The sequence below is a fragment of the Streptomyces sp. NBC_00459 genome (assembly GCF_036013955.1).
In the GTDB taxonomy this organism is placed as follows: domain Bacteria; phylum Actinomycetota; class Actinomycetes; order Streptomycetales; family Streptomycetaceae; genus Streptomyces.
In genome coordinates this window covers 572,258-595,118 of sequence record NZ_CP107903.1, presented here as the reverse complement: position 1 = coordinate 595,118, position 22,861 = coordinate 572,258, and the positions used below count along the sequence as shown (strand labels likewise).

The window sequence follows — 22,861 nt, the reverse complement described above, 5'->3', positions numbered from 1 at the left end:
GAGCATTGCTATCGTCTGTCGTCAGGGTGACGAAGGGAGCGGTACAGGCCGTGAACGACTTCGAGGCGATCGACTTCTTCCGGGACGAGGGGGCCGTCGCGGACCCGTATCCGTACTTCGAGGCCCTGCGTGGCCAGTGCCCCGTGCAGCGCGAGAACCATCACGACGTGATGATGGTGACGGGCTACGACGAGGCCGTGCAGGTCTTCAGCGACGCCGAGACGTTCTCCTCGTGCGTGTCGGTGACCGGGCCCTTCCCGGGGTTCCCGGTCCCGCTGGAGGGCGACGACGTCAGCGAGCTGATCGAGCGCCACCGGGACGAGCTCCCCATGAGCGACCAGCTGCCGACGTTCGACCCGCCCCTGCACACCGCCCATCGCGGGCTGCTGATGCGGCTCATCACGCCGAGGCGCCTCAAGGAGAACGAGGCGTCCATGTGGCATCTCGCCGACGCCCAGCTGGACGAGTATCTGGCCTCCGGTGAGGGCGACTTCATCGGTGGCTTCGCCGGCCCCTTCACCCTGCGGGTCATCACCGACCTGCTAGGCATACCCGAGGCCGACCGGGACGAGTTCGCGGAGAAGCTCCAGAACCGGCCGCATTCCGACGCGGGAGTCGGCAGCACCCAGGGCGAGATGGCCCACACGCCGCTGGAGTACCTGTACGAACGGTTCGCGGCCTATGTCGAGGACCGCCGCCGTGAACCCCGCGACGACGTGATCACCGGCCTCGCCATCGCCACCTTCCCCGACGGGTCGACCCCCGACGTCGCCGATGTCGCCCGAGTCGCCACCAACCTCTTCGCGGCCGGCCAGGAGACCACCGTCCGGCTGCTGGGCAACGCGCTCCAGATCATCGCCGAACAGCCCGAGATCCAGGCGCTGTTGCGGGCCGAGCGCGACCGCATCCCGAACTTCGTCGAAGAGGTGCTCCGGATGGAGAGCCCCATCAAGGGCGACTTCCGGCTCTCCCGCGTACCGGCCACGGTGGGCGGGGTCGACATTCCGGCCGGCACCACGCTCATGGTCCTGAACGGCGCCGCCAACCGCGACCCGCGCCACTTCGAGGACCCGCAGACCTTCGACGCCACACGGGCCAACGCCCGCCATCACCTGGCGTTCGGCCGCGGCGTCCACACCTGCCCCGGCGCGCCCCTCGCCCGGGCCGAGGGCCGCGTGGCCATCGAGCGCATCCTCGACCGTACGACCGACATCAGGATCTCCGAGGCGGCGCACGGCCCCGCCGGTGCCCGCCGATACCGGTACCTGCCGACCTACATCCTGCGCGGGCTCACCCACCTCGGCCTGGAGTTCACGTCCGCAGAACAGAGCGCCCGATGAAGGCCGCCGTGGACGAGGACCGCTGCCGGGGGCACGGCGTGTGCTGGACCCTGTGCCCCGAGGTCTTCGACCTCACCGACGACGGGTACGCCGAGGTGCTGGTGCCCGAGATTCCCGCCGAGCACGAGAACGCCGTGCGCACCGCCGTCGGCAGTTGCCCCGAGCGGGCCATCGTGCTGAGCTAGGGCCTATTCGCGCAGTGAGTTCGAGAGGACGGTTGGATGCCCAAGGGATACGTCATCGTCACCGAGGCCATCAAGGACCCGGTGGGCCTGGAGGCCTACGCCCGCGCCGCCGGGGCGACCCTGGCCGCGAGCGGCGCGAAGATCCTGGCCGTCGACGACGGGCCGCAGCAACTGGAAGGCGAGTGGCACGGCGACCGGACCGTCGTCCTCGAGTTCGAGTCGGTGGAGGGGGCCCGCGCCTGGTACGAGTCCGCCGAGTACGAGCAGGCCAAGCCTTTGCGGCACGCGGCAGCCGAGACCAACATGGTGATCGTCGCCGGTTTCGAACCGCCCGCCGGGAACGGCTGACACCGGTCCGTCACCGCGGCCGAGCCTTCAGGACACGCCAACGCCCGTCTGTCCGGCGGGTGTTGGCGTGTCGTGCGTGAGCTGCCGGAAATGACGGCGTCCGGCAGTGGCCGCAGAAGGCACTTGTGTGGTGTGGTGACCGTACTGGCACATCGGTGTGCCGGCGGCGGAGAAGGTGACGCGTGGAGACGACGGCCCGGCGTGAGGAAATCCTGGGTGCCGCCCTGGAAGTGTTCGCCGAGCGCGGCTTCAAGCGGGCCTCGATGGACGCGGTCGCCGAGCGGGCGGGACTGACCCGGCAGGGCGTCCTGCACTACTTCCCCAGCAAGAAGCGCCTGTTGCACGCGCTCCTCCAGCGCCGGGAGGACCTCGCCCGTGAACACCTGGCGGGCCATGCGTACAAGGACCTGCCGAGTCTGGTCGCCGGGGTCGTCGCGTACGACCACCAGAACGCCGGGCTCGTCCAGATCCACAGCGTGCTGGTGGCGGAGGGGATCATCGGCGACGACCCCTCCCAAGCGTTCTTCCACGACCACTACCGCTCGATCCAGGACAACACCGTCGCCCAACTCACCGAGATCTACGGCGACCGCCTGCCCAGCGGCCTCACCCCGCGCGCCGCGGCGAGTGCCCTGGTCGCGATGCTCGACGGGATGCAGCTCCAGTGGCTGCTGGACGACGAGCAGTCCGACTACCCCGAGATCATGCGGGACGTGATGACCCTTCTGATCGGCTCCACGCCCGAATGAACCCGGCCATGGCCGTCACCGTCCCGGTCCGCAGCCGCTCGGCGTCCTCCCACACCCGCAGATCCACGGTGACTCCGGAACGGGCCGCGCGGGCGGCGAACCCCAGGGAGTCGTCCAGCAGCGGATCGGTGCCCGCGACCAGCAGCTGCACCGGCGGCAGCCCGTGCAGATTGGCGTGCAGGGGGCTGAGCAGCGGGTTGGTCGGCTCGGTGCCGGCGGCGTAGAGAGCGGCGCGCAGCCGGAGTTCGTCGAGGTCGAAGGAGGGCTCGGCCGCCGCGTTGAACAACAGGCTCGGCGCGTCCAGCGTCAGATCGAGCAGCGCCGAGCCGAGCACCGCACACTCCGGAGCCGTCGCCCCCATGTCCCGCAGCCGCACCAGCAGCGAGGCGACGAGCCCGGCGCCGAGCCGCTCCCCGGCCAGCGCCACCGGACCCCGGGCCCGGCAGGAGTCGTACACGGCATGGACGTCGTCGAGAGCTCCCGGGAACGACGTGCGGTAGCGCGGGCAGACGACCACCGCCCGCGTGCGCAGGGCGAGCCGCTCGGCCAGGTCGAGCGCCGACTCCGGCGTATCGGAGAGATGCCGGTCGCCGTGCAGACAGAGGATCACGAGATCAGTGGGGTCCGGCGGGGTCACGACCGGCCCGATCGGGCTCGACTCGACCCGTACGGCCGCCAAGTCGGTCTGTGCGGTGCGGCGTTCGGCCGGTCCGGAGGAGTCGTCGGGCCGGGCCTGTACAAGGACCCGGTGTTCGCCGACATCTCCGTCTGAGGTCTCAACTCCATTGTCATCCACGGGACATCACCCTTTCCGCTGCCTGCCAGTGCTCGTCGGACACCCACAGCCGGGCGAAGGCGTGGGCCGCCTGGTGCGACGTGAGGCTGCCCGACACCACCCGCTTGATCTCCTGCGCCGGGCGGGTGGCGAGTTTCCGGGCCAGCGTGCGCCAGCCCTCCTCGAAGGCGGACCGGGGGAGCACGCGGTCCACCAGGCCGAGGCGTTCGGCCTCCGGCGCGTCGAGAATCTGCGCGGTGCCGGCGAGCAGCAGCGCGCGGCCCCTGCCGACCAGTGCGGCGAGCCGTTCGGCGCCGCCCCACGCGGGCATGATCGCCAGGGCCGTCTGGTTGAAGCCGATCCTGATGTCGTCGGCCGCGATCCGGATGTCGGCGGCCACCGCGACCTCGGCTCCGCCGCCGAAGGCGTGCCCGTTGAGGGCGGCGATCACCGGTCCGGGGAAGGCGGCCAGCCGGTCGCAGACGCCACGCATCCGCAGGGCCATCGCCAGCGCCTCGTCCTCGGTGCGGATCGCGGCGAGTTCCTTGAGGTCGCCGCCCGACACGAAGGCCCTGTCGCCGGCGCCGGTGATGACCAGGGCCCGGGCGCCCGCCGCCGCGTCGAGGGCCTCGTCCAACTCGTCCATGGTGGCCGGTGCGATGGCGTTGCGGGAGTGCGGGCGGTTGATGGTGATGACCGCCAGACCCTCGTCCAGTTCGAGTTCGAGATCAACCATGTGTGCCTCTTCGGTCGGTGGGGCGCGGACTTCGGTCCTCGGGCTCAGCTCTCGTACTCGACCGTGACGTGTGCGGTCACCGGTTCGCCCTGGCAGGTCAGCACCCAGCCCTCGGCGACCTCGTCGTCGTCGAGCGCGTTGTTGACGCGCATCCTGACCGCGCCCTCGGTGAGCCGGGCGATGCAGGTGCCGCAGTTGCCCATCTCGCAGGAGAAGGGCGGCATGAGACCTCCCCGGCGGGCGCTCTCCAGCAGCGACTCGCGGGGATGCTGGTCGACCGTGCGCCGCTTTCCGGCGAGGACGACGGTGACTGTCCCGCTGCCGGTCTCCGGTACCGCCTCGGCGTCGCCGATGGACTCCTCGACCGCCGGATCCGGCGCCGTGAAGCGCTCGGCGACGATCTGTCCCGCCTCGACACCCTGCCCGAGAAGCGTGCTCTCGGCCAGTGCCATGAACGGCGCCGGTCCGCAGAGGTAGAAGTCGGCGCCCAGGTCGCCGGCCACGAACTCCCGCACCTCGGCCGCGGTGACGAGGCCCTGCCGGTCGTCGAGATGGTGCCGGATGTCGAACCGGCCCGGGTGCCGTTTCGCCAGCTCGGTCAGCGTGTCGCCGAAGATGACGGAGTCCGCGTCCCGGTTGGCCGCCAGAACCCGCACCCGCCGCTCCGTCGTGGCCAGCGCGGTCTTCACGAGGGAGAGGATCGGCGTGACCCCGCTGCCCCCGCAGAGGGCGACCAGGGGTGTCGTCCCCTCGCGCAGACAGAAGACCCCCGCCGGAGACGTGGTCTCGATGAGATCGCCGGGTGCGAGGTGGTCGTGCATCCAGTTGGACACCAGACCGCCCGGAACGCGCTTCACCGTGGTCATCAACTCGCTGTCGGTGTCCGGGGAACTCGACATCGAGTAGCTGCGCAGGGCGCCGCACGCTCGTACCGTCAGGAACTGTCCGGCGAGATAGGGGAAAGGCGCGTCGAGTACGTAGGTGCGCGTGTCGGCTGTCTCCTGGACGATCCGCTTGATCCGGACCGGGTGGAAACCGTGGTCTCGTACCATGTATGGAATTTACCTTCTCTCTCTGCGAGAGTGCAATTCTCGTTACAAGGGAAGGAGTTCCCGCGATGCGAACCATCCCCACCCGCGCAGTCCCGGCCGAGCTGGTTCAGCGCTACGAGGCGGAGGGCTGGTGGACCCGCGACACGCTCGGGGACCTGCTGACGCGCGGTCTGGCGGCCGCCCCCGACACTGAGTTCCGTGTGCACTCGGAGGTGCGGCCGTGGACGGGAACCTTCGCCGATGTCGAGCGGGTCGCGCGCCGGCTGGCGGCCGGGCTCAGGGCGCGTGGGGTGGGCCCCGGTGACGTGGTCGCGTTCCAGCTGCCCAACTGGATGGAGGCGGCTGCGGTCTTCTGGGCGTCGGCGTTCCTCGGCGCGGTCGTCGTGCCGGTCGTCCACTTCTACGGGCGCAGGGAGGTCGGCTACATCCTGGACGCCGTCCGCCCGCGCGTCTTCGTCACCGCCGCCCGCTTCGGCCACCTCGAACACCAACCCGACCTGAGCGCGGGCGTGCCCGTGGTCGGCGTCGTCGGGCGCGACTTCGAGGACCTGCTGGCCGACGAACCCCTGCCCGGAGTCCTCACGACGGATCCGGCGAGCCCCGCCCTGATCGCGTTCACCTCCGGAACGACCCGTGATCCCAAGGGAGTTGTGCACAGCCACCAGACCCTCGGCTTCGAGACCCGGCAACTGGCCGGGCTCTACCCGCCCGACCGGGGCCGCCAACTCACCTCGGCGCCCGTCGGCCACTTCATCGGCATGGTCAACGCCTTCCTCATCCCCGTCCTGGACGGCACCCCGGTGAACCTCGCCGACGCCTGGGACCCCGGCGCGGCCCTCGGCCTGATGAAGAGCGACGGGCTGACGGTCGGCGGAGGCGCCGCGTACTACATGACGAGCCTCCTCGACCATCCCGACTTCACGCCCGCCCACCTGGCCGGCATGAAGTACGCGGGCCTCGGCGGCGCGGCGGTCCCGGTCGCGGTCACCGAGAGGCTGGCCCGCCTCGGGATCACCGTCTTCCGCTCGTACGGCAGCACGGAGCACCCCTCTGTCACCGGCTCCCGACACACCGCGCCCGAGATCAAGCGGCTCTACACCGACGGTGACCCGTTGCCCGGCGTCGAGGTCAGGCTCGCCGACGACGGCGAGATCCTCAGCCGGGGACCGGATCTCTGCCTGGGCTACACCGATCCCGCGCTGACCGGCCGGGCCTTCGACGCCGACGGCTGGTACCGCACCGGGGACATCGGGGCCATCGACGGCGACGGGTATCTGACGATCACCGACCGCAAGGCCGACATCATCATTCGCGGCGGCGAGAACATCGGCGCGCTGGAGGTCGAGGAAGTGCTCCTCGCCCTGCCGTCCGTCGCCGAGGCCGCAGTGGTGGCCGCGCCCGACGATCGACTCGGCGAACACGCGGCGGCCGTCCTGCGACTGAAACCCGGTCACCCCGCGCCCACCCTCGACGAGATGCGCGCCCACCTCGACCGGGATGGCCTGGCCCGGCAGAAGTGGCCGGAGGAACTGCACGTCGTGGACGAGTTCCCGCGCACCGCCAGCGGCAAGGTCCAGAAGTTCGTTCTCCGCAAGGACATTGCGAGCCGCAAGAAGTGAGAATAAGATTCTCACAATCAGCGAAGGAGGATCTCAATGCCGTCGCGCGAGCTGCCGTATCCGCTATTCGACGCGGACAACCACCTGTACGAGACCGAAGAGGCGCTGACCAGGCACCTCCCCAAGCAATACGAAGGCGCGATCCAGTACGTGCAGGTGAACGGCCGTACGAAGATCGCGATCCGGGGGCAGATCAGCGAGTACATCCCCAACCCCACCTTCGAGGTGGTCGCCCGCCCCGGGGCGATGGAGGACTACTTCAAGTTCGGCAACCCGGACGGCAAGAGCCGCCGGGAGATCTTCGGCGAGCCGATGCGCTCCATCCCCGCCTTCCGTGAACCGGGGCCCCGGCTGGAGCTGCTGGACGAGCTGGGAGTGCAGCGGACGCTGATGTTCCCGACGCTCGCCAGCCTCATCGAGGAGCGGATGCGGGACGATCCCGAACTGATCCACGCGGTGATCCACTCGCTCAACGAGTGGCTGCACGAGACATGGGGCTTCAACTACAAGGACCGCATCCTCACCACCCCGGTCATCACCCTGCCCATCGTCGACAAGGCGATAGCGGAGCTGAACTGGGCGGTCGAGCGCGGCGCCCGGGCGATCCTGGTGCGCCCCGCCCCGGTGCCCGGCCACGGCGGCTCGCGTTCCTTCGCGGCGCCCGAGTTCGACCCGTTCTGGAGGCGCGTCGTCGAGACCGGCGTACTGGTCGCGATGCACTCCTCGGACAGTGGCTACGCCCGGTACACCAGTGACTGGGAGGGCGGGACCAACGAGATGCTCCCGTTCAAGCCCAACGCCTTCCGTACGGTGTCCGAGTGGCGGCCGATCCAGGACGCGGTGGCCGCCTGGGTGTGTCACGGAGCCCTGTTCCGGGTCCCGGGGCTGAAGATCGCGCTCATCGAGAACGGCTCCTCCTGGGTGGCGCCGCTGCTCGACCAACTCCGGGACGTCTACAAGAAGATGCCGAACGAGTTCCTGGGCGACCCGGTCCAGGCCGTCAAGGACAGCATCCACGTCAGCCCGTTCTACGAGGACGACCTCAGCGATCTCATCGACCTGATGGGCGTGGACCGGGTGCTGTTCGGCTCGGACTACCCGCACCCCGAGGGCCTGGCCCAGCCGCAGAGTTACGTCGATGCCATCCAGCACCTGAGCGTCACCGACCAGGCCAAGATCATGGGCGGCAACCTCTCCAGGCTGATCCCGGAATGAAGTGGGAGACCATCCCGCGGATGGTGCTGGGCGCGGCCGACCGCTTCGGTGACGCCGAAGCGGTCGTCGACGGCGAACTCAGGCTCACCTTCACCGAGTTGGTGGACCGGGTCCGCACGGCCGCGGGCGCCTTCGCCGCGGCCGGGATCGAGAAGGGCGACCGGGTCGCGATCTGGGCGCCCAACTCCGCCGAGTGGATCGTCGCCGCCTTCGGGCTGCTCACCGCCGGCGGGGTGCTCGTCCCGGTCAACACCCGGTTCAAGGCGGACGAGGCCCACGACATCATCCGCCGCAGCGGGGCCAGGCTGGTCATGGTGGAGGAGGATTTCCTCGGGCTCGACTTCGAGGGCCCGTCGGGCGTGCCCGTGATCGACCTCAAGTCCGGCTTCCTGGCCAGCGGTTCGCCGTTCGAACGGGAGGTGAGCGGCGACGACGTCAGCGACATCACGTTCACGTCCGGGACCACCGGGCGGCCCAAGGGCGTCCTGATGACCCACGCGCAGACGCTCCGCCTGTACGGCGAGTGGTGCGATCTGGCGACCCTGCGCGAGGGCGACCGCTATCTGATCGTCAACCCGTTCTTCCACATCTTCGGCTACAAGGCGGGCCTCGTCGCCGCCCTGATCCGGGGGGCGACCATCCTGCCGGTGCCCGTCTTCGACGTGGACCGCGTCCTGGAGCTTGTGGAGCGCGAGAGGGTGACGGTCCTGCCCGGCCCGCCCACGCTCTACCACTCGCTCCTGGCGGCGGGGGACCGGCACGACCTGTCCTCCCTGCGGGTGGCGGTGACCGGCGCCGCCGACATCCCGGTGGAACTGATCCGCCGGATCGTCAGCGACCTGCCCTTCCAGCACGTCATGACCGGTTACGGCCTGACCGAGGCGGGCACGGCCACGGCCTCCCGCCCCGGCGACTCCTTCGAGGACATCGCGACCACGGTCGGCACCCCCTGCGAAGGCGTCGAGGTGAGCATCGCGGACGACGGCGAGGTCCTGATCCGCGGCTACAGCGTCATGCGCGGCTACCTCGACGATCCCGCCGCCACCGCCGAGGCGATCGACGCGGACGGCTGGCTGCACACCGGAGACCTCGGCACCCTCGACGACCGGGGGCGCCTGAGAGTTGTCGGCCGCAAGAAGGACATGTTCATCGTGGGCGGCTTCAACGCCTACCCGGCCGAGATCGAGGGCTTCCTCCTCGAACATCCGGCCGTCGCGCAGGCCGCCGTGATCGGCGTACCGCACGAGCGGCTCGGACAGGTCGGCAAGGCGTTCGTCGTCCGTAGCGAACCTGTCTCGGCGGACGAGCTGATCGCCTGGAGCCGTGAACGGATGGCCGGGTTCAAGGCGCCCCGGTTCGTGGAGTTCCTCGAAGAACTGCCGCTGAACGCCACCGGCAAGGTGATGAAGGACCAGCTGAGATGACACGACCCGACGAGACCGCTTCAGGCATCCCGCTCCAGGCGGTCTACGGACCCGCCGACCGGGGCGCCGACCCGCCCGAGCCCGGCAACTACCCCTTCACGCGCGGCAATTACGCGACCGGCTACCGGGGACGGCTGTGGACGCTGCGCCAGTACTCCGGCTTCGGCACGCCCGAGGAGTCCAACCGCCGCTACCGCTATCTCCTCGAACAGGGCGGTACGGGACTGTCGGTGGCGCTGGACCTGCCCACGCAGTGCGGCTACGACTCCGACGACCCGGAGGTGACCGAGGAGGTCGGGCGTGTCGGCGTCGCCCTCGACACCCTCGCCGACGCCGAGATCCTCTTCGAGGACATTCCCCTCGACAGGATCAGCACCAGCTTCACCATCAACGGCACCGCGGCGATCCTCCTCGCCTTCTACGTGGCCGCCGCCGAACGCAAGGGTGTGCCGCGCGCGAAACTCACCGGCACGATCCAGAACGACATCCTCAAGGAGTACGCGTCCAGGGGCACTTGGATCTGGCCCGCCCAGCCTTCCCTCCGTCTCATCGCGGACACCATCGAGTTCTGCGCGGCCGAGGTACCCCGTTTCAACGCGATCTCGGTCGCCGGCTCGCACTTCCGCGACGCGGGCGCCAACGCCGTACAGGAGATGGCGTTCACGCTCGCCGACGGGGTGACGTACGTCGACACGGTGTTGGAGCGCGGCCGGATGACGGTCGATCAGTTCGCCCCGCAGATCTCCTTCTTCTTCTACACCCACGGCGATTTCTTCGAGGAGATCGCCAAATACCGTGCGGGACGCAGGCGTTGGGCCACCATCGTCAGGGAGCGGTACGGCGCGACGACCGACAAGGCGTCGATGTTCCGCTTCGGCTGTGTGGCCGGTGGAGCCTCGCTCTACGCGCCCCAGGCGCAGAACAACACCGTCCGGGTGGCGTACGAGGCGCTGGCCTCCGTACTCGGCGGCGTCCAGTCGATGTTCACGGCGGCCTGGGACGAACCGTTCGCACTGCCCAGCGAGGACTCGGCGACGCTGGCACTGCGTACCCAGCAGATCCTCGCCCACGAGACGGGCGTGACCCGGGTCGCGGATCCGCTCGGCGGCTCGTACTTCGTGGAGGCGCTCACCGACGCCACCGAGGCACGGATCGTCGAGATCATGGACGACCTGGAGCGGTACGGGGGCATGGTCCGCGCCATCGAGGACGGCTATCTGCAGGGACTCATCGCCGACGAGGCCTACCAGCTGCACCTGGACGTGGAGGCGGGCACCCGCCCGGTCGTCGGCGTCAACCGGTTCGTGTCGGACGAGCCGCCGCCGGACCTGGTGACGTACAAACTGGACGCGGAGGGCCGCGACCGGCAGCTGAAGCGACTCGCCGACGTGAAGGCCACCCGGGACGCCGCCCTCGTACGGGAGCAACTGGCCCGGCTGGCGCGCGCGGCGGACGGGACGGAGAACCTGATGCCCGTACTGATCGACTGTGCCAACGCCTACTGCACGGTGGGGGAGATGGTCGCCGCGCTGAAGGCTGTCTGGGGCGAGTTCCAGCAGCCGGTGGTGTTCTGATGGGCGCCGCCGCCACTCGGATCCTGGTCGCCAAGCCCGGCCTGGACGGACACGACCGCGGGGCCAAGATCGTCGCGCGGACGCTGCGCGACGCCGGTTTCGAGGTCGTGTTCACCGGCATCCGCCAGCGCGTCGACACCATCGTGGCGACGGCCGTCCAGGAGGACGTGGCCGTGGTCGGGCTCAGCATCCTCTCCGGCGCGCATCTCGCCCTGACCACGAAGGTGGTCGAGGCGCTGCGGGCCGCCGGGGCCGACGACATCGCCGTCGTCGTGGGTGGCACCATCCCGCCGGCCGACGTACCCCGGATGCGGGCGGCGGGCGCGGCGGCGGTCTTCCCGACCGGTACGCCCCTCGACGTGCTCGTGGCGGAGATGCGGGCGCTCACAAGGCCTGCGGGAGGCGCGGGGAGTGCGGGCACGCGCCCGTAGGACCTGCTCGAACTCTGCTCGGAACCCTGTCGGAACATCTGGAGGCACTGTGCGAGTCGGTGTGATGATCGGGCCGGAGCGTGGGGACTCCGCGCGCAAGGTCGCGCGGATGATCGACGACGTGACGTGGGCCGAGCAGGCGGGCCTCGACACCGCGTGGGTGCCCCAGATACCCACGGACTTCGACGCGTTGACGGCCGTCGCGCTGATGGGCGCACGGACCGAACGGATCGAGATCGGGACGGCGGTCGTACCGCTCCAGGCCCAGCATCCGATCGCCCTCGCCCGGCAGGCCCTGTCCGCCCAGGCGGCGACCGGGGGACGCCTGGCTCTGGGTGTCGGGCCCTCGCACCACTGGATCGTCCGGGACATGCTCGGACTGCCCTACGAGCGGCCCGCCGCGTTCACCCGCGACTACCTCGACGTCCTGGACGCGGCCCTGCACGGACCCGGCCCGGTAGACGTCGAGAACGACACCTTCACCGTGCACAACCCGCTCGACCTCGGCCCGGTCGGCCCCTTGCCCGTCCTGATCGCCGCGCTCGGCCCGGTCATGCTGGCCCTCGCGGGCGAGCGCGCCGACGGCACCGTCCTCTGGATGGCCGACGAACGCGCGGTCGCCGACCATGTCGTCCCGCGCATCACCAAGGCGGCCGAGGGCGCTGGCCGCCCGGCGCCCAGGGTCGTCGCGGGCATCCCGGTGTGCCTGTGCCGTCCGACGGAGGTCGACGCGGCCCGCGAGCGCGCGAACCGCATCCTCGGCGAGGCCGAGATATCGCCCAACTACCAGCGACTGCTGGACTACGGCGACGCCCGGGACATCGGCGACCTGTGCGCGGCGGGCGACGAGGCGGCCATCCTGGCCCGGTTCCGCCGCTTCGCCGACGCCGGGGTCACCGACCTGTCGGTACGGCTGCTGCCGATCGGTGAGGGCCGGGACGAACTGGTCGCCTCCAAGCGCCGTACGCGCGAGATGCTCTCGGCGCTGGCGGTGGAAGTCCGATGACCTCCGGGTCGACGGCCGGGCCCCTAGAGGGCATCCGAATCCTGGAGGTCGGCCACATGCTGGCGGGCCCCTACGCCACGATGATGCTCGCCGACCTCGGAGCCGAGGTCACGAAGATCGAGCCGCCCGGCGGTGACATCTCGCGGCAGGTGAGCGACGCCTACTTCGCCAGTCTCAACCGGGGCAAGCGCAGCGTCTGCCTGGATCTGACGACTGTGGAGGGCCAGGACCGACTCGGTGAACTCGCCGCCGACGCCCACGCGTTGCTCGTCAACCTCAAACCCTCGGCGATCCATCGGCTGGGGCTGACCTACGAGGCGCTGCGGAAGTGGAACGAGCGGCTCGTGTGCGTCGCGCTGACCGGCTTCGGGCTGGCGACGGGCGACGAACCCGCCTTCGACTACGTCGTCCAGGCAGCGACCGGAGTTGCCGCGCTCACCGGCGATCCCGACGGCCCGCCGACGCTGCCCGGTTACTCCGCCGCCGACAACTCGACCGGTCTCACGGCCGCGTTGGGGCTGCTCGCGCAGATCATCGCGGGGCGTGGCGGCCAAGTGGACGTCTCCCTACGGGATGTGATGCTGTCGCAGCTCAACTACCGTGCCTCGGCCTACCTGAACGAGGGCACCGAGCCGCGGCGGCTGCCGCTCGGAGCGCACTCCTACTACGTACCGGCGCAGCTCTTTCCCACTGCCGACGGCCACTTGGCGTTGTTCATCACCCACGACGGCTTCTGGAAGTCCTTCGCGGCCGAGGCGGGCGTCCGCGGTTTTCCGACCATGGCCGAGCGGGCGGTGCGGCGGGAAGAGGTGCTGGAGGCCGTTACGGCGGCCCTGGCCGGTGACACCGCCACGGCCTGGGAAGCCCGGCTGCGGCCCCTGGGCGTACCGGCCGCCGCGGTACGCACCCTGCCGGAGGCGCTGGCTGCCACACCCGAGGCCGTGGTGACCGCGGGTGGCTACCGGCTGGTCCGCAGCCCGGTACGGATCGCGGGCCACGAGCCCGGCTACGGGCCGCCGCCCGGGCTGGGTGAACACAACGATCCTGTCCTGCGCTGTTCCAGTGAGAGTGAGGTGGTCGAGTCATGAGGGGCGAGGACCAGTTCCACCTAGGCATCGTCGCCGAGGACTTCGAGGGCACCCTGGCCGGGCTGTCGGCGGCGTTCGGATACGAGTGGTGCGCGGAGATCGCCGGCCCGCTGACCGTGACGCTCCCCACCGGCGACGCCGAAGTACGGCTCAGCTGCGTCTACTCGCGGACCTCACCCCGGCTGGAGATCCTGCGGAGCATCCCGGGAACCCTCTGGGAAGCGTTGCCCGGCGGGGGAGTCCACCACGTCGGCTACTGGTCCGACGACGTCGCCGCGGACTGCGCCGGACTCGCAGCCCTCGGGTACACGGTGGAGGCATCCCGCCTCGGCTCCGCCGGATCCGCCTTCGCCTTTCTGCGCGGCTCCGACGGAGTACTCGTCGAACTCGTGGACCGGGCGGCACAGCCGATGCTGGAGAAGCTCTGGGCCGGCGAGGAGGGCAGAGGATGAGCACCGTGGGCATCGCCACGGGCGCCGGGCGCGGAATGGGACTGGCCTGCGCCCGGCGGCTGGTCGCTACGGTGGACACACTGCTGCTCGTCGACCGGGACGAGGCGACGCTGACAGCCGCGGCGAAGGACCTGTCGGCCGAAGGGGACGCGTCGATCGAACCGTTCGTCCTCGACATCACCGACCGGGACGGCCTGGCCCGGCTCGCCGCCCGTACCACCGAACTCGGCACCCTGCGCGCCGTCGCCCACGCCGCCGGTATCTCGCCCACGATGGCCGACTGGCGGACCATTTTCGCGGTGGACCTGGTGGGCACCGCGCTGTTGGCGGAAGCACTGCGCCCACTGGCCACGGACGGCACGGCGATGGTGTGCTTCGCCTCGATGGCACCGTTGCTCGGCAATCTGGAGGCCGGTCCGGCCGTCGCCGCCGTCCTTGACGATCCGCTCGACGACGCCTTCCTCGACCGGCTCCACGAAGCCCTGGGACCGGCCGTCGAGGACAGCGGCACCGCCTACGGCTGGGCCAAGTACGGGGTACATCGTTTCGTACGGCAGGAGGCGCTTCGGCTCGGCCCGCTCGGTGCCCGGATCTGCTCGGTCTCGCCCGGCGTCATCGACACCCCGCAGGGCCGCCGGGAAGCTGCGAAACAGCCGGCCATGGACGCGCTCGTACGCGGGTCCGCGACCGGCCGTGCGGGCCGCGCCGAGGAGGTCGCCGCCGGAGTCGCCTTCCTGCTCTCGGCGGAGGCGAGTTTCGTCACCGGCATCGACCTGCTCATCGACGGCGGCGCCTGTGCGGCGGTACGGGGGAGAACGGGGCGGTAGGACGAACACCTGGACTGTCGGATGTCAACTACCTTGTCCTGCACAGTAGTTGGCATCCGGAATTCGCTCCTCAGCCGACCGACTCCGACCGCTGGACGGTCCCCGTGATCCCGCCCGCGTCCTGGCCGGCCAGCAGTACCGCGGCCCGGCCCATCGCCTCCGGCGGTTCCACCATCTCCGGCGGGATCTCGCGACCACCACCCGCCGCCTGCCACCCCTCCGTCAGCACGATCCGGGACGGGGCGAGGCAGTTGACGGCGATGTTGTCGGCCCGCAGGTCGGTGGCGAGCCCGAGATAGAGCCGCTCGACGGCCGCCTTGGACACCCAGTACGCGTTGGCGCCCCGGTCGGTCATTCCGACCCCGCCGGTCGTCACTGCCACCAGCGAACCGCCGCCGCGCTCCCGGACATACGGGATCACGGCCTTGGTGACGAGGAAGACGCCCGTCAGATTGACGTCCAGGCACAGCTGCCAGCGCTTGAGCGGGGTGGATTCGACCGGGCCGAGCCACAGCACCCCGGCGTTGGCGATCAGGATGTCGATACCGCCGAACTCGGCGACGGTCGCCGCCACGGCCGCCTCCACCGACTCCTCGCTGCTGACATCGCAGGGCACCGCCAGCGCCCGGCCACCCGCTTCGGTGATCCCGTCGGCCACCGAGTGGATCGTCCCCGGCAGCCGGCCCGCCTCCTCGGACCGCGCGGCCACCGCCACCGACGCCCCGGCCTGCGCCAACGCCACGGCCACCGTGCGCCCGATGCCCCGGCTGGCCCCGGCGACAAACGCGGCCTTCCCCTCCAACGACCTCGACTTCAACAACTTCAACGACTCACTGACGTCGCTCACTTCGGCGGGAACCTGAGCGCTCCGTCGAGGCGTACGACCTCGCCGTTGAGATAGCCGTTCTCGCAGATGTGCTCGACGAGCGCCGCGTACTCGGGGGAGCGGCCCATCCGCCGGGGATGCGGAACCTGCGGACCCCAGTAGGCCTCCAACTGGTCACCCGCCTTGCCGTAGGCCGGAGTCAGGAAGGTGCCCGGCGCGATGGTGACGACCCGGATGCCGAGCGGGGACAGGTCACGGGCGGCCACCAGCGTCATGCTCACGACCCCGCCCTTGGCGGCAGCGTAGGGGAGTTGGCCGATCTGGCCCTCGTACGCGGCGATCGAAGCGGTGTTGACGATGACCCCTCGGCCGCCGTCCTCCGTCGGTTCCTGCTTCGCGATGGCGGCGGCGGCCAGGCGCAGCACGTTGAAGACGCCGGTCAGATAGACGTCGATGGTCGTCCTGAAGCCCTCCAGGCTGATCGGGGTGCCGTCCTTGCCGATGAGCCGGCCGCCGCTCGCCGGGCCGCCGTGGCAGTCCACCGAGATCCGCAGCGGGCCCGCCGACTCCGCCTCGGCCAGTGCCGCCAGGACGTCGTCCTCGCTGGTGGCGTCCGTCCGGACGTAGCGCACGCCGAGCTCCTGCTCCAGCGCCTTGCCCTTCTCGTCGGCGAGGTCGGCGACGACCACCTTCGCGCCCGCCGCGTGCAACCGGCGGACGGTGGCCTCGCCCAGGCCTCCCGCCCCGCCGACGACGACTGCTGAGCTGCCACTGATCTGCATCAAGGTTTTCCTCTCTTGCAAGCAGGGCTCTAGTGAGATGAGAATAGCATTCTCATGAATATAACCATGCTTCTGGAGATGGCGAGCTCGGCCGGAGACCGGGTGGTGGTGACGGCGGACGACCGTTCCCTGACCGCCTCGGAGCTGCTGGACCGCGCCCGTGCCGCCGCGCACCGCTTCCGGCGCCGATCGGCCGTGCTCTATCTGGGCGCCAACCATCTCGCCCACCCCGTCGCCCTGTTCGGCGCGGCCCTGGCGGGAGTCCCCTTCATTCCCCTCAACTACCGACTCGGCGAGCACCAGTTGGCCCGGTTGCTGGCCCGCCACCCGGGGGCCCTGGTGCTCCGCCCCGCCGATCTCGACGAACTCCTCGAAGCCGGGCGGGAGATGGGCGAGGGCGACGACGAACCGGCCCCCCAGGACCAGGACGCCGTCGCCGTCGTGCTCTACACCAGCGGAACGACGGCCGAGCCCAAGGCGGCCCTCCTGCGTCACCGACACCTCCTTGCCTATGTGTTCAACACGCAGGAGTTCGGATCGGCCGAGCCCGACGCCACGACGCTCGTGGCGGTGCCCCCGTATCACGTGGCCGGTCTGATGAACCTGCTCACGAACCTCTACTCGGGGCGCCGGATCGTCTACCAGTCGGCCTTCGACGCGCCCGACTGGCTGGCCACCGTCCGACGTGAACGCGTCACCCACGCGCTGGTCGTCCCGACGATGCTCGCCCGGATCGTCGCCGAGATCCCCGACGGCGCCACCGCCGCTACACCGACGCTGCGCAACCTCGCGTACGGCGGCGCCCGCACCGCGCGACCCGTCGTCGAACGGGCCTTGCGGGCCTTCCCGGACACCGGGTTCGTGAACGCGTACGGCCTCACCGAGACCACGTCATCGATCGCCGCGCTCGGACCCGACGACCACCGCGAGGCGCTGGCCTCCGACGAACCGGCGGTGCGCGACCGGCTCGGTTCGGTGGGGCGCGCACTGCCCGGCGTCGAGATCCAGATCCGCAGCGAGGACAGCGAGGAGGCCGGCGAGCCGGTCCAAGTCGGCAGTACCGGGCTGGTGTTCGTACGTGGGGAGCAGATTTCCGGTGAGTACGGCGGACGCGCTGCCGCACTGGACGGCGACGGCTGGTTCGCCACCCGGGACCGGGGGCGCCTCGACGCCGACGGCTATCTGTTCATCGAGGGGCGCGCCGACGACACCATCATCCGGGGCGGCGAGAACATCGCCCCGGCCGAGATCGAGGACGTACTCCTCACCCGTCCCGGCATCGTCGAGGCGGCGGTGATCGGGGTGCCCGACCCCGAGTGGGGGCAGCGGATCGTGGCCGTGCTCGTCGGGGAGGGCGACCCGGAGGAGATCCGCGCCTGGGTCAGGCAGCGTCTGCGCTCCGCCAAGACACCCGACACCGTCGTCTTCCGCGCCGAACTGCCGAAGACCGACACCGGAAAGCTGCTGCGCCGCGCCCTGCTCGCCGACCTGGAGACCAGCCATGCCTGAAGCAGTCATCGTGTCCGCCCTGCGCACCCCCGTCGGCACCGCCTTCAAGGGCACCCTGCGCGACACCACGGCCTTCGACATCGCCCACCACATCGTCGCCGCGGCAGCCGCCACGGAGGGACTGGACTCGACCCTCATCGACGACATCGTCCTCGGCGAGAGCCTCTACGGCGGCGGAGTGATCGCCCGGCACGCCGCGCTGACCACAGGCCTCACCTGGGTGCCCGGGCTCGCCCACAACCGGCACTGCGCCGCCGGTCAGGCCGCCGTCCAGAGCGCGGCGGCGAGCATCCGCGCCGGCATGGACGAACTCGTCATCGCCGGTGGCGTCAACTCGGCCTCCACCTCGCCGCGTTCGGTGACCAAGGCCGACGGTGAGTGGGAACCCTGGATGTCACCGACCCACCCGGCCCGGCCGGACGCCCCCAACACCGACATGTCGATCACCGTCGGCTGGAACACTGCCGTCCGGGCAGGCATCAGCCGAGCCGAGATGGACGACTGGGCGCTGCGTTCGCACCGCAACGCCGTACGCGCGATCGACGAGGGCCGCTTCGACGCCGAACTCGTCCCCATCGACACCCCGCACGGACTGTTCTCCGTCGACGAGCACCCGCGCCGCGACACCAGCGCGGAGCGACTGGCCGCGCTCAAGCCGCTCCACCCGGAGATCGAGGGGTTCAGCATCACCGCCGGCAACGCGGGCGGTGCGAACGACGGGGCGGCGGCCCTGGTCATCGCCAGCGATCGCCTGGGCTTCCCGGCGCTCGGTACGGTCCGGGCGTGGGCATCGGTGGGCGTCGACCCGGCCGACATGGGCCTGGCCCCGGTGACCGCGATCCCCAAGGCACTGAAGCGTGCCGGGCTCTCGCTCTCCGACGTCGACCTCTACGAGATCAACGAGGCCTTCGCCGCCGTGCCCGTGGCCGCCGTCAAGCGACTCGGCCTCGACCCGGACCTCGTCAACGTGAACGGCAGCGGCTGCTCGCTCGGTCATCCGGTCGCCGCCACGGGTGCCCGCATGCTGGTCACCCTCGTGCACGAACTTCGCCGACGCGGCGGCGGGATCGGCGTCGCGGCGATGTGCGCCGGCGGGGGGATGGGCTCGGCGACGGTGATCGAGGTACCCGCGCCGTGAATTGACGGACCGTCAACTCCCCGAGTCCTTGAAACGGAGCAGGGCTTCCTGGGCGTACGACGCGACCAGGGAGCCCTCCTCGGTGAGAACGTCACCGCGGCCGTAGCAACGGCCCTGCGCCACAAGGGGGCTGTGCTGGCGCAGAAGCAGCCAGGAGTCCGTCCGGAAGGGCCGGTGAAAGCGGACGGTGTGCGCCGTCACGGCCGAGGTGAACACCTTGTTCGCATCGTGCTGGCCGACCCCTTCGACCTGGCGCAGCGCGGTGCCGATGAGGCTCAGATCGGTGGCGTACGCCGTGAGGGCCGGAGCCAGTTCGGGCTCGGCGGCCGGGGTGCGCATCCAGAGTTCGTACTCGGGCGCCTCCGGCTCGGGGGTGTCGAGGTCGGTGACCGCGCGGGTGTCCCAGGGCAGCAGACCCAGCTCCACGGAGTGCTCCTCGCCGGGAACGGCCGGGACGTGGAACGGTGTCTGGTGGTCGGGGCCGTCCTCGGGGGCGTGCATCGACACCGCGGCGGTGGCCATGACCCCGGGAGACTGACGGGCGATGATCCCCAACGTCGCGAAGGTGGAGCCCTGGTGATGACACGTCACCTCGTACCGGACGGGCTCGTCGGGCCGCCCCGCGCGGGCGAAGAGGGCGTGTACGGACTTCACCGCCTTGTCCGGGCAGGCCAGTGAGGCCGCCCGCACGAACTGGGCGAGCAACTGCCCGCCGAACAGCCGGTGATGGTCGAGACGTTGGTTGGCCCCCGCGAACTCCATGTCCGCGTCGGCGGGTCGGAGTTCGAGACACGCGAGCAGGTCACTCCAGAGATCCTTCACAGGGGCTCCCAAGGTGAGAAGGAGGGTGGGTGTCAGAGCTGAACCAGCCGAGGAGCCGACCGCCCCTCCCGTACGAGCGCGCCCGCCTCCCGTGTCAACTCCCGTGAACTGCCCAGCAGTCCGTCCAGTACGAGTGTTCGCCGGACATGCCGGTGCAGATCGTGCTCGGCGGTGAAGCCGATACCGCCCAGGACCTGCTGGCAGTGCCGGGCCGCGGTCAGCGCCGCCCGCCCGGCCGCGGCCTTGGCCAGCAGCGCGCCGAGGTCGTCGTCGGCGGCCACGAGAGTCGCCTCGGCGCCGTCGAGGGCGACGAGTGTCTCCGCGAGCCGGTGCCGTACGGCCTGGAAGGAAGCGAGGGGCCGGCCGAACTGGGTCCGGTCCAGCACGTGCGTCCTGGCCAGCGTGAGCATGGCCCGCCCGGTGCCCAGCAGCCACCAGCCGAGCGCCCGCCGACCTGCGCCGAGTGGCACAGGCTCCCCGACAGGGCAGACCCGCAAGGGCAGTTCACCGTCGAGGCAGAGATCCTGCCTCTCGCCCCCACCACGCTCCCACACCACCCACGAGCCGCCCGTGTACGGCACCGGCAGCGTGCCGCCGATCGTTCGGCCGGCCGCGTGCAGCACCACGTCGTTGAGGAGCGGGGCGTGGGCGCCGGTCTCGCCCAGCAGCCGGAAGACGAGCGGGACAGCGACCTCGGGCACCTCCGTCAGCAGGTCGGCCCAGCCGAGGTCGGTCAGCGCGGTGTCGAGCGCCGGACCCGTGGCCGTCGCCATCGTCTTGCGGAGTGTCCCGGCGAGCAGGTCCTGTTCGGCGGCGTCCATGACTACTCCCTTCCGAGGTTCAGCAACCGGCGGGCGATGATGTTCCGCTGGATCTCGGCGGTACCGCCGTAGATGGTCGCCGCGCGCGAGTACAGGTACTCCGACCGCCAGGACGTCTCCGTCAGCTCCAGCACGCCGGGCAGCAAGTCCCGTACGGTGTCGTAGAGTTGTTGCTCCGCCGTGGCCAGCAGGACTTTGTCGACCGAGGTCTCCGGGCCCAGGTGCTCCCCTTCCGCCAGGCGTCGCTGTGTCGCGTGGGAGCGGCAGCGGACGGTGTGCAGGGCGAGGTATGTGGCGCCGAGGGTGTCGTCGTCCTGGGCGGAGCGGGCTGCGGGCGTCTGCTCCAGCAGGTGGTCGAGTCGGGTGTAGAGGTGGGCGATCCGGTGCCAGAAGCACGTCGAGCGCTCGTGCGGCAGCAGGTCCATGGCCAGCTGCCAGCCGTCGCCCGGGCGGCCCAGCATCCGGTCGCCGGGGACGACCACGTCGTCGAAGAACACCTCCGCGAACTCGTCCACGCCGTGCATCGTGCGCAGCGGGCGGACGGTGATCCCCGGGGTGTCCATGTCGACGAAGAACGCGGTGATGCCCGCGTGGCCGGGGGCCGTGCGGGTGAGCAGGACACAGCGGGCGGAGTACTGGGCGAGGCTCGTCCACACCTTCTGGCCCGTCACCACCCAGTCGTCGCCCCGGGGGACGGCCCTGGTGGTGATCGAGGCCAGGTCGCTGCCCGAGCCCGGTTCGGAGAAGCCCTGGCACCACTGTTCCCGTCCGCCGAGCAGCAGCGGGACCGTCTCGGCGGCCAGCTCCGGACGCGCGTACGAGATCATCGTCGGGGCCAGGACCTCGACCATGGAGTAGATCCCTGGCTCGGCCAGGCCCCGGGTGGCGACCTCCTCGCCGAGTACCGCGCGCAGTACGGCGGGCCCGCCCAGCCCCCTCACCTCGGCGGGCCACCCGTACCGCATCCACCCGGCCTCGTACAGCGCGCGCCGGACCCGGGCGAGCTGCGCGACCTGCGCGTCGAGCGAGTCTCCGGGGCCGGGGGAGAGGTCGTTCGTGTCGAGCCAGCGCCGCAGGTCCGTGCGGAACTCGGTGACGTTCATGTCCCCGGGCGCTGGTAGGCGTGCGGGCGTCCCGAGTCGTGCGCGCCGCTGCGGCGGATGAACGTCATGGCGCGGGTGCGCAACCGCCAGCCGTCGGCGGTGCGCGCGTAGGTGTCGTTGTAGTAGCCGATGCGCAGATCGTGGGTGGTGTGGTCGACGAAGCACAGGGGCTGTGTGCCGGACGCGGAGTTCTCGTCCGCGCCCGGCTCGACGACGGCCGTCCCGGTGAGGAAGAGACCCTTGGGCGCCGCCGCGACCAGTGCCGGGAACTCGTCGAGGGCGTAGGTGTCGCCGAAGGCGCTGTAGGTCCCGTCGGGGGTGAAGACCGCGAGCACGCCGTCCAGGTTCCCCTGGGTGATGTACACCGCGTACCGGGCCAGCAGTTGCTGGATGTCCATCAGGTCGTCAGTGGACATTGAGAATTCCATTCTCTCAAAGTGAGCGGAAGGTTCTCATGGAGGTCGTGAAGGCGTCAACGGTCCCGCCGCAGTTTCGAGAAGTCCCAGCTCACCACCTTCTCCGCCGTCACCCGAAGCCAGGCGTGCCGCCCGTCGTACGGGAAGTCGCGGCCGTCCGCGTACTTGTCCGCGAACAGCCGTTCCGGCTCCCGGAGTTCATCCACGGGTGCCCCCTTCCGGGGGGTCTCGCCGATCACCTCCACGCGGCCCCGCAGCTCCACGCCCCGCAGTCGCGTGAAGTCGGAGCCCCCGTCGTCGACGATCACGCCGATCCGCGGATCCCGGTCCAGGTCGGTCCAACGCTGGCTGCGGACCAGCGAGTTGAGCCACAGGGCCGTCCCGTCCCACACGAACCACAGGGCACTGACGTGGGGGTGTCCGCCCGCCCCGACGGTGGCCACCCGGCATATGGGCCGGGTGCGCAGAAACGCGTCCCTTTCCGGCTCGGTCATGGCGATCGCGGTTCCCCTGCGCTGTCCGGTCATCGTTTCTCCCAGCATTGTCCGAATGCTTGATTCTCTCCAATTGAGAAGCTAGTTTCCACCCCCAGAGAGGGGACCACTCGGTCGGCCGACCCCGAC

The 22,861-nt window shown here is 70.6% G+C and carries 25 protein-coding genes; 15 read left to right on the top strand and 10 right to left on the bottom strand.

Annotated elements, in window-relative coordinates:
- Positions 1–50 precede the first annotated feature (50 nt).
- From OHN74_RS02390 to OHN74_RS02375, 4 genes are all read left to right on the top strand, one after another.
- Entirely contained in the window at positions 51–1,340 is a 1,290-nt protein-coding gene (locus OHN74_RS02390) for a cytochrome P450 (protein WP_327692825.1), read from the top strand.
- On the top strand, positions 1,337–1,525 hold the full coding sequence (locus OHN74_RS02385) for a ferredoxin (RefSeq protein ID WP_105968007.1): 189 nt from the start codon (positions 1,337–1,339) through the stop codon (positions 1,523–1,525). Before OHN74_RS02390 ends, OHN74_RS02385 begins: the two co-directional genes overlap by 4 nt.
- A gap of 36 nt (positions 1,526–1,561) precedes the next feature.
- The gene (locus tag OHN74_RS02380; protein WP_327692824.1) at positions 1,562–1,873 is read left to right on the top strand and encodes a DUF1330 domain-containing protein; all 312 of its coding nucleotides are present in this window, start codon (positions 1,562–1,564) and stop codon (positions 1,871–1,873) included.
- Between the two features lie 182 nt (positions 1,874–2,055).
- Complete coding sequence (locus OHN74_RS02375) at positions 2,056–2,622, top strand: TetR/AcrR family transcriptional regulator (protein WP_327692823.1); 567 nt, start codon at positions 2,056–2,058, stop codon at positions 2,620–2,622.
- On the opposite strand, the gene OHN74_RS02370 is transcribed toward OHN74_RS02375, so the two are convergent.
- The 3 genes from OHN74_RS02370 to OHN74_RS02360 are packed head-to-tail and all read right to left on the bottom strand — an operon-like array spanning position 2,576 to position 5,185.
- Positions 2,576–3,418: an alpha/beta hydrolase fold domain-containing protein gene (locus OHN74_RS02370; protein ID WP_327692822.1), complete on the bottom strand. Its 843-nt coding sequence runs from the start codon at positions 3,416–3,418 to the stop codon at positions 2,576–2,578. The genes OHN74_RS02375 and OHN74_RS02370 overlap by 47 nt on opposite strands.
- Positions 3,411–4,133, bottom strand: a complete 723-nt coding sequence (locus tag OHN74_RS02365) for an enoyl-CoA hydratase/isomerase family protein (RefSeq protein ID WP_327692821.1) — start codon at positions 4,131–4,133, stop codon at positions 3,411–3,413. The genes OHN74_RS02370 and OHN74_RS02365 overlap by 8 nt, the downstream gene beginning before the upstream one ends.
- Before the next feature lie 44 nt (positions 4,134–4,177).
- The gene (locus OHN74_RS02360; RefSeq protein ID WP_327692820.1) at positions 4,178–5,185 is read right to left on the bottom strand and encodes a ferredoxin--NADP reductase; all 1,008 of its coding nucleotides are present in this window, start codon (positions 5,183–5,185) and stop codon (positions 4,178–4,180) included.
- A gap of 65 nt (positions 5,186–5,250) precedes the next feature.
- Between OHN74_RS02360 and OHN74_RS02355 the strand changes: the two genes are divergently transcribed.
- Genes OHN74_RS02355 through OHN74_RS02315 form a run of 9 tightly spaced genes read left to right on the top strand, consistent with a single transcriptional unit; the run spans position 5,251 to position 14,821 of the window.
- Complete coding sequence (locus OHN74_RS02355; RefSeq protein ID WP_327692819.1) at positions 5,251–6,804, top strand: AMP-binding protein; 1,554 nt, start codon at positions 5,251–5,253, stop codon at positions 6,802–6,804.
- Between the two features lie 36 nt (positions 6,805–6,840).
- A complete protein-coding gene (locus OHN74_RS02350; RefSeq protein ID WP_327692818.1) occupies positions 6,841–8,019 on the top strand; it encodes an amidohydrolase family protein in 1,179 nt (392 codons plus the stop codon).
- The gene (locus tag OHN74_RS02345; RefSeq protein ID WP_327692817.1) at positions 8,016–9,443 is read left to right on the top strand and encodes a FadD3 family acyl-CoA ligase; all 1,428 of its coding nucleotides are present in this window, start codon (positions 8,016–8,018) and stop codon (positions 9,441–9,443) included. Before OHN74_RS02350 ends, OHN74_RS02345 begins: the two co-directional genes overlap by 4 nt.
- Positions 9,440–11,017 carry a methylmalonyl-CoA mutase family protein gene (locus OHN74_RS02340; RefSeq protein WP_327692816.1) on the top strand — a complete coding sequence of 526 codons (1,578 nt, stop codon included), beginning with the start codon at positions 9,440–9,442 and terminating at the stop codon, positions 11,015–11,017. Before OHN74_RS02345 ends, OHN74_RS02340 begins: the two co-directional genes overlap by 4 nt.
- Positions 11,017–11,448: a cobalamin B12-binding domain-containing protein gene (locus tag OHN74_RS02335; RefSeq protein WP_327692815.1), complete on the top strand. Its 432-nt coding sequence runs from the start codon at positions 11,017–11,019 to the stop codon at positions 11,446–11,448. Before OHN74_RS02340 ends, OHN74_RS02335 begins: the two co-directional genes overlap by 1 nt.
- A gap of 49 nt (positions 11,449–11,497) precedes the next feature.
- Complete coding sequence (locus OHN74_RS02330; RefSeq protein ID WP_327692814.1) at positions 11,498–12,454, top strand: LLM class F420-dependent oxidoreductase; 957 nt, start codon at positions 11,498–11,500, stop codon at positions 12,452–12,454.
- Positions 12,451–13,542, top strand: coding sequence for a CaiB/BaiF CoA transferase family protein (locus tag OHN74_RS02325; RefSeq protein ID WP_327692813.1), 1,092 nt, complete (start codon positions 12,451–12,453; stop codon positions 13,540–13,542). Before OHN74_RS02330 ends, OHN74_RS02325 begins: the two co-directional genes overlap by 4 nt.
- The gene (locus tag OHN74_RS02320) at positions 13,539–13,994 is read left to right on the top strand and encodes a VOC family protein (protein WP_327692812.1); all 456 of its coding nucleotides are present in this window, start codon (positions 13,539–13,541) and stop codon (positions 13,992–13,994) included. The genes OHN74_RS02325 and OHN74_RS02320 overlap by 4 nt, the downstream gene beginning before the upstream one ends.
- The gene (locus OHN74_RS02315) at positions 13,991–14,821 is read left to right on the top strand and encodes an SDR family oxidoreductase (RefSeq protein WP_327692811.1); all 831 of its coding nucleotides are present in this window, start codon (positions 13,991–13,993) and stop codon (positions 14,819–14,821) included. The genes OHN74_RS02320 and OHN74_RS02315 overlap by 4 nt, the downstream gene beginning before the upstream one ends.
- 70 nt (positions 14,822–14,891) lie before the next feature.
- Here the strand turns inward: OHN74_RS02315 and OHN74_RS02310 are convergent, their stop codons facing one another.
- Together OHN74_RS02310 and OHN74_RS02305 are read right to left on the bottom strand one after the other, a co-directional pair.
- On the bottom strand, positions 14,892–15,668 hold the full coding sequence (locus OHN74_RS02310) for an SDR family NAD(P)-dependent oxidoreductase (RefSeq protein WP_327692810.1): 777 nt from the start codon (positions 15,666–15,668) through the stop codon (positions 14,892–14,894).
- On the bottom strand, positions 15,665–16,429 hold the full coding sequence (locus OHN74_RS02305; protein WP_327692809.1) for an SDR family NAD(P)-dependent oxidoreductase: 765 nt from the start codon (positions 16,427–16,429) through the stop codon (positions 15,665–15,667). Before OHN74_RS02305 ends, OHN74_RS02310 begins: the two co-directional genes overlap by 4 nt.
- A gap of 54 nt (positions 16,430–16,483) precedes the next feature.
- Between OHN74_RS02305 and OHN74_RS02300 the strand changes: the two genes are divergently transcribed.
- Both OHN74_RS02300 and OHN74_RS02295 read left to right on the top strand, forming a co-directional pair.
- On the top strand, positions 16,484–17,938 hold the full coding sequence (locus OHN74_RS02300; RefSeq protein WP_327692808.1) for a class I adenylate-forming enzyme family protein: 1,455 nt from the start codon (positions 16,484–16,486) through the stop codon (positions 17,936–17,938).
- A complete protein-coding gene (locus OHN74_RS02295) occupies positions 17,931–19,076 on the top strand; it encodes a thiolase family protein (protein WP_327692807.1) in 1,146 nt (381 codons plus the stop codon). Before OHN74_RS02300 ends, OHN74_RS02295 begins: the two co-directional genes overlap by 8 nt.
- A gap of 12 nt (positions 19,077–19,088) precedes the next feature.
- Here OHN74_RS02295 and OHN74_RS02290 read toward each other — a convergent pair whose 3' ends face one another.
- The 5 genes from OHN74_RS02290 to OHN74_RS02270 are packed head-to-tail and all read right to left on the bottom strand — an operon-like array spanning position 19,089 to position 22,765.
- A complete protein-coding gene (locus tag OHN74_RS02290) occupies positions 19,089–19,898 on the bottom strand; it encodes an acyl-CoA thioesterase (RefSeq protein ID WP_327692806.1) in 810 nt (269 codons plus the stop codon).
- 32 nt (positions 19,899–19,930) lie between these two features.
- Complete coding sequence (locus OHN74_RS02285; RefSeq protein ID WP_327692805.1) at positions 19,931–20,719, bottom strand: acyl-CoA dehydrogenase family protein; 789 nt, start codon at positions 20,717–20,719, stop codon at positions 19,931–19,933.
- Between the two features lie 2 nt (positions 20,720–20,721).
- Complete coding sequence (locus OHN74_RS02280) at positions 20,722–21,822, bottom strand: acyl-CoA dehydrogenase family protein (RefSeq protein WP_327692804.1); 1,101 nt, start codon at positions 21,820–21,822, stop codon at positions 20,722–20,724.
- Positions 21,819–22,238, bottom strand: a complete 420-nt coding sequence (locus OHN74_RS02275; RefSeq protein WP_327692803.1) for a nuclear transport factor 2 family protein — start codon at positions 22,236–22,238, stop codon at positions 21,819–21,821. The genes OHN74_RS02280 and OHN74_RS02275 overlap by 4 nt, the downstream gene beginning before the upstream one ends.
- A gap of 56 nt (positions 22,239–22,294) precedes the next feature.
- Positions 22,295–22,765 carry a pyridoxamine 5'-phosphate oxidase family protein gene (locus OHN74_RS02270; RefSeq protein WP_327692802.1) on the bottom strand — a complete coding sequence of 157 codons (471 nt, stop codon included), beginning with the start codon at positions 22,763–22,765 and terminating at the stop codon, positions 22,295–22,297.
- Positions 22,766–22,861 lie beyond the last annotated feature (96 nt).

Excerpts from the sequence above, each read along its gene's own strand:
- OHN74_RS02275 (WP_327692803.1), bottom strand. The coding sequence starts at position 22,238 with ATGTCCACTGACGACCTGATGGACATCCAGCAACTGCTGGCCCGGTAC.
- OHN74_RS02285 (WP_327692805.1), bottom strand. The coding sequence starts at position 20,719 with ATGGACGCCGCCGAACAGGACCTGCTCGCCGGGACACTCCGCAAGACG.
- OHN74_RS02325 (WP_327692813.1), top strand. The coding sequence starts at position 12,451 with ATGACCTCCGGGTCGACGGCCGGGCCCCTAGAGGGCATCCGAATCCTG.
- OHN74_RS02360 (WP_327692820.1), bottom strand. The coding sequence starts at position 5,185 with ATGGTACGAGACCACGGTTTCCACCCGGTCCGGATCAAGCGGATCGTC.
- OHN74_RS02295 (WP_327692807.1), top strand. The coding sequence starts at position 17,931 with ATGCCTGAAGCAGTCATCGTGTCCGCCCTGCGCACCCCCGTCGGCACC.
- OHN74_RS02340 (WP_327692816.1), top strand. The coding sequence starts at position 9,440 with ATGACACGACCCGACGAGACCGCTTCAGGCATCCCGCTCCAGGCGGTC.
- OHN74_RS02350 (WP_327692818.1), top strand. The coding sequence starts at position 6,841 with ATGCCGTCGCGCGAGCTGCCGTATCCGCTATTCGACGCGGACAACCAC.
- OHN74_RS02320 (WP_327692812.1), top strand. The coding sequence starts at position 13,539 with ATGAGGGGCGAGGACCAGTTCCACCTAGGCATCGTCGCCGAGGACTTC.
- OHN74_RS02270 (WP_327692802.1), bottom strand. The coding sequence starts at position 22,765 with ATGACCGGACAGCGCAGGGGAACCGCGATCGCCATGACCGAGCCGGAA.
- OHN74_RS02305 (WP_327692809.1), bottom strand. The coding sequence starts at position 16,429 with ATGCAGATCAGTGGCAGCTCAGCAGTCGTCGTCGGCGGGGCGGGAGGC.
- OHN74_RS02345 (WP_327692817.1), top strand. The coding sequence starts at position 8,016 with ATGAAGTGGGAGACCATCCCGCGGATGGTGCTGGGCGCGGCCGACCGC.
- OHN74_RS02380 (WP_327692824.1), top strand. The coding sequence starts at position 1,562 with ATGCCCAAGGGATACGTCATCGTCACCGAGGCCATCAAGGACCCGGTG.
- OHN74_RS02385 (WP_105968007.1), top strand. The coding sequence starts at position 1,337 with ATGAAGGCCGCCGTGGACGAGGACCGCTGCCGGGGGCACGGCGTGTGC.
- OHN74_RS02365 (WP_327692821.1), bottom strand. The coding sequence starts at position 4,133 with ATGGTTGATCTCGAACTCGAACTGGACGAGGGTCTGGCGGTCATCACC.
- OHN74_RS02355 (WP_327692819.1), top strand. The coding sequence starts at position 5,251 with ATGCGAACCATCCCCACCCGCGCAGTCCCGGCCGAGCTGGTTCAGCGC.
- OHN74_RS02335 (WP_327692815.1), top strand. The coding sequence starts at position 11,017 with ATGGGCGCCGCCGCCACTCGGATCCTGGTCGCCAAGCCCGGCCTGGAC.
- OHN74_RS02315 (WP_327692811.1), top strand. The coding sequence starts at position 13,991 with ATGAGCACCGTGGGCATCGCCACGGGCGCCGGGCGCGGAATGGGACTG.
- OHN74_RS02280 (WP_327692804.1), bottom strand. The coding sequence starts at position 21,822 with ATGAACGTCACCGAGTTCCGCACGGACCTGCGGCGCTGGCTCGACACG.
- OHN74_RS02300 (WP_327692808.1), top strand. The coding sequence starts at position 16,484 with ATGAATATAACCATGCTTCTGGAGATGGCGAGCTCGGCCGGAGACCGG.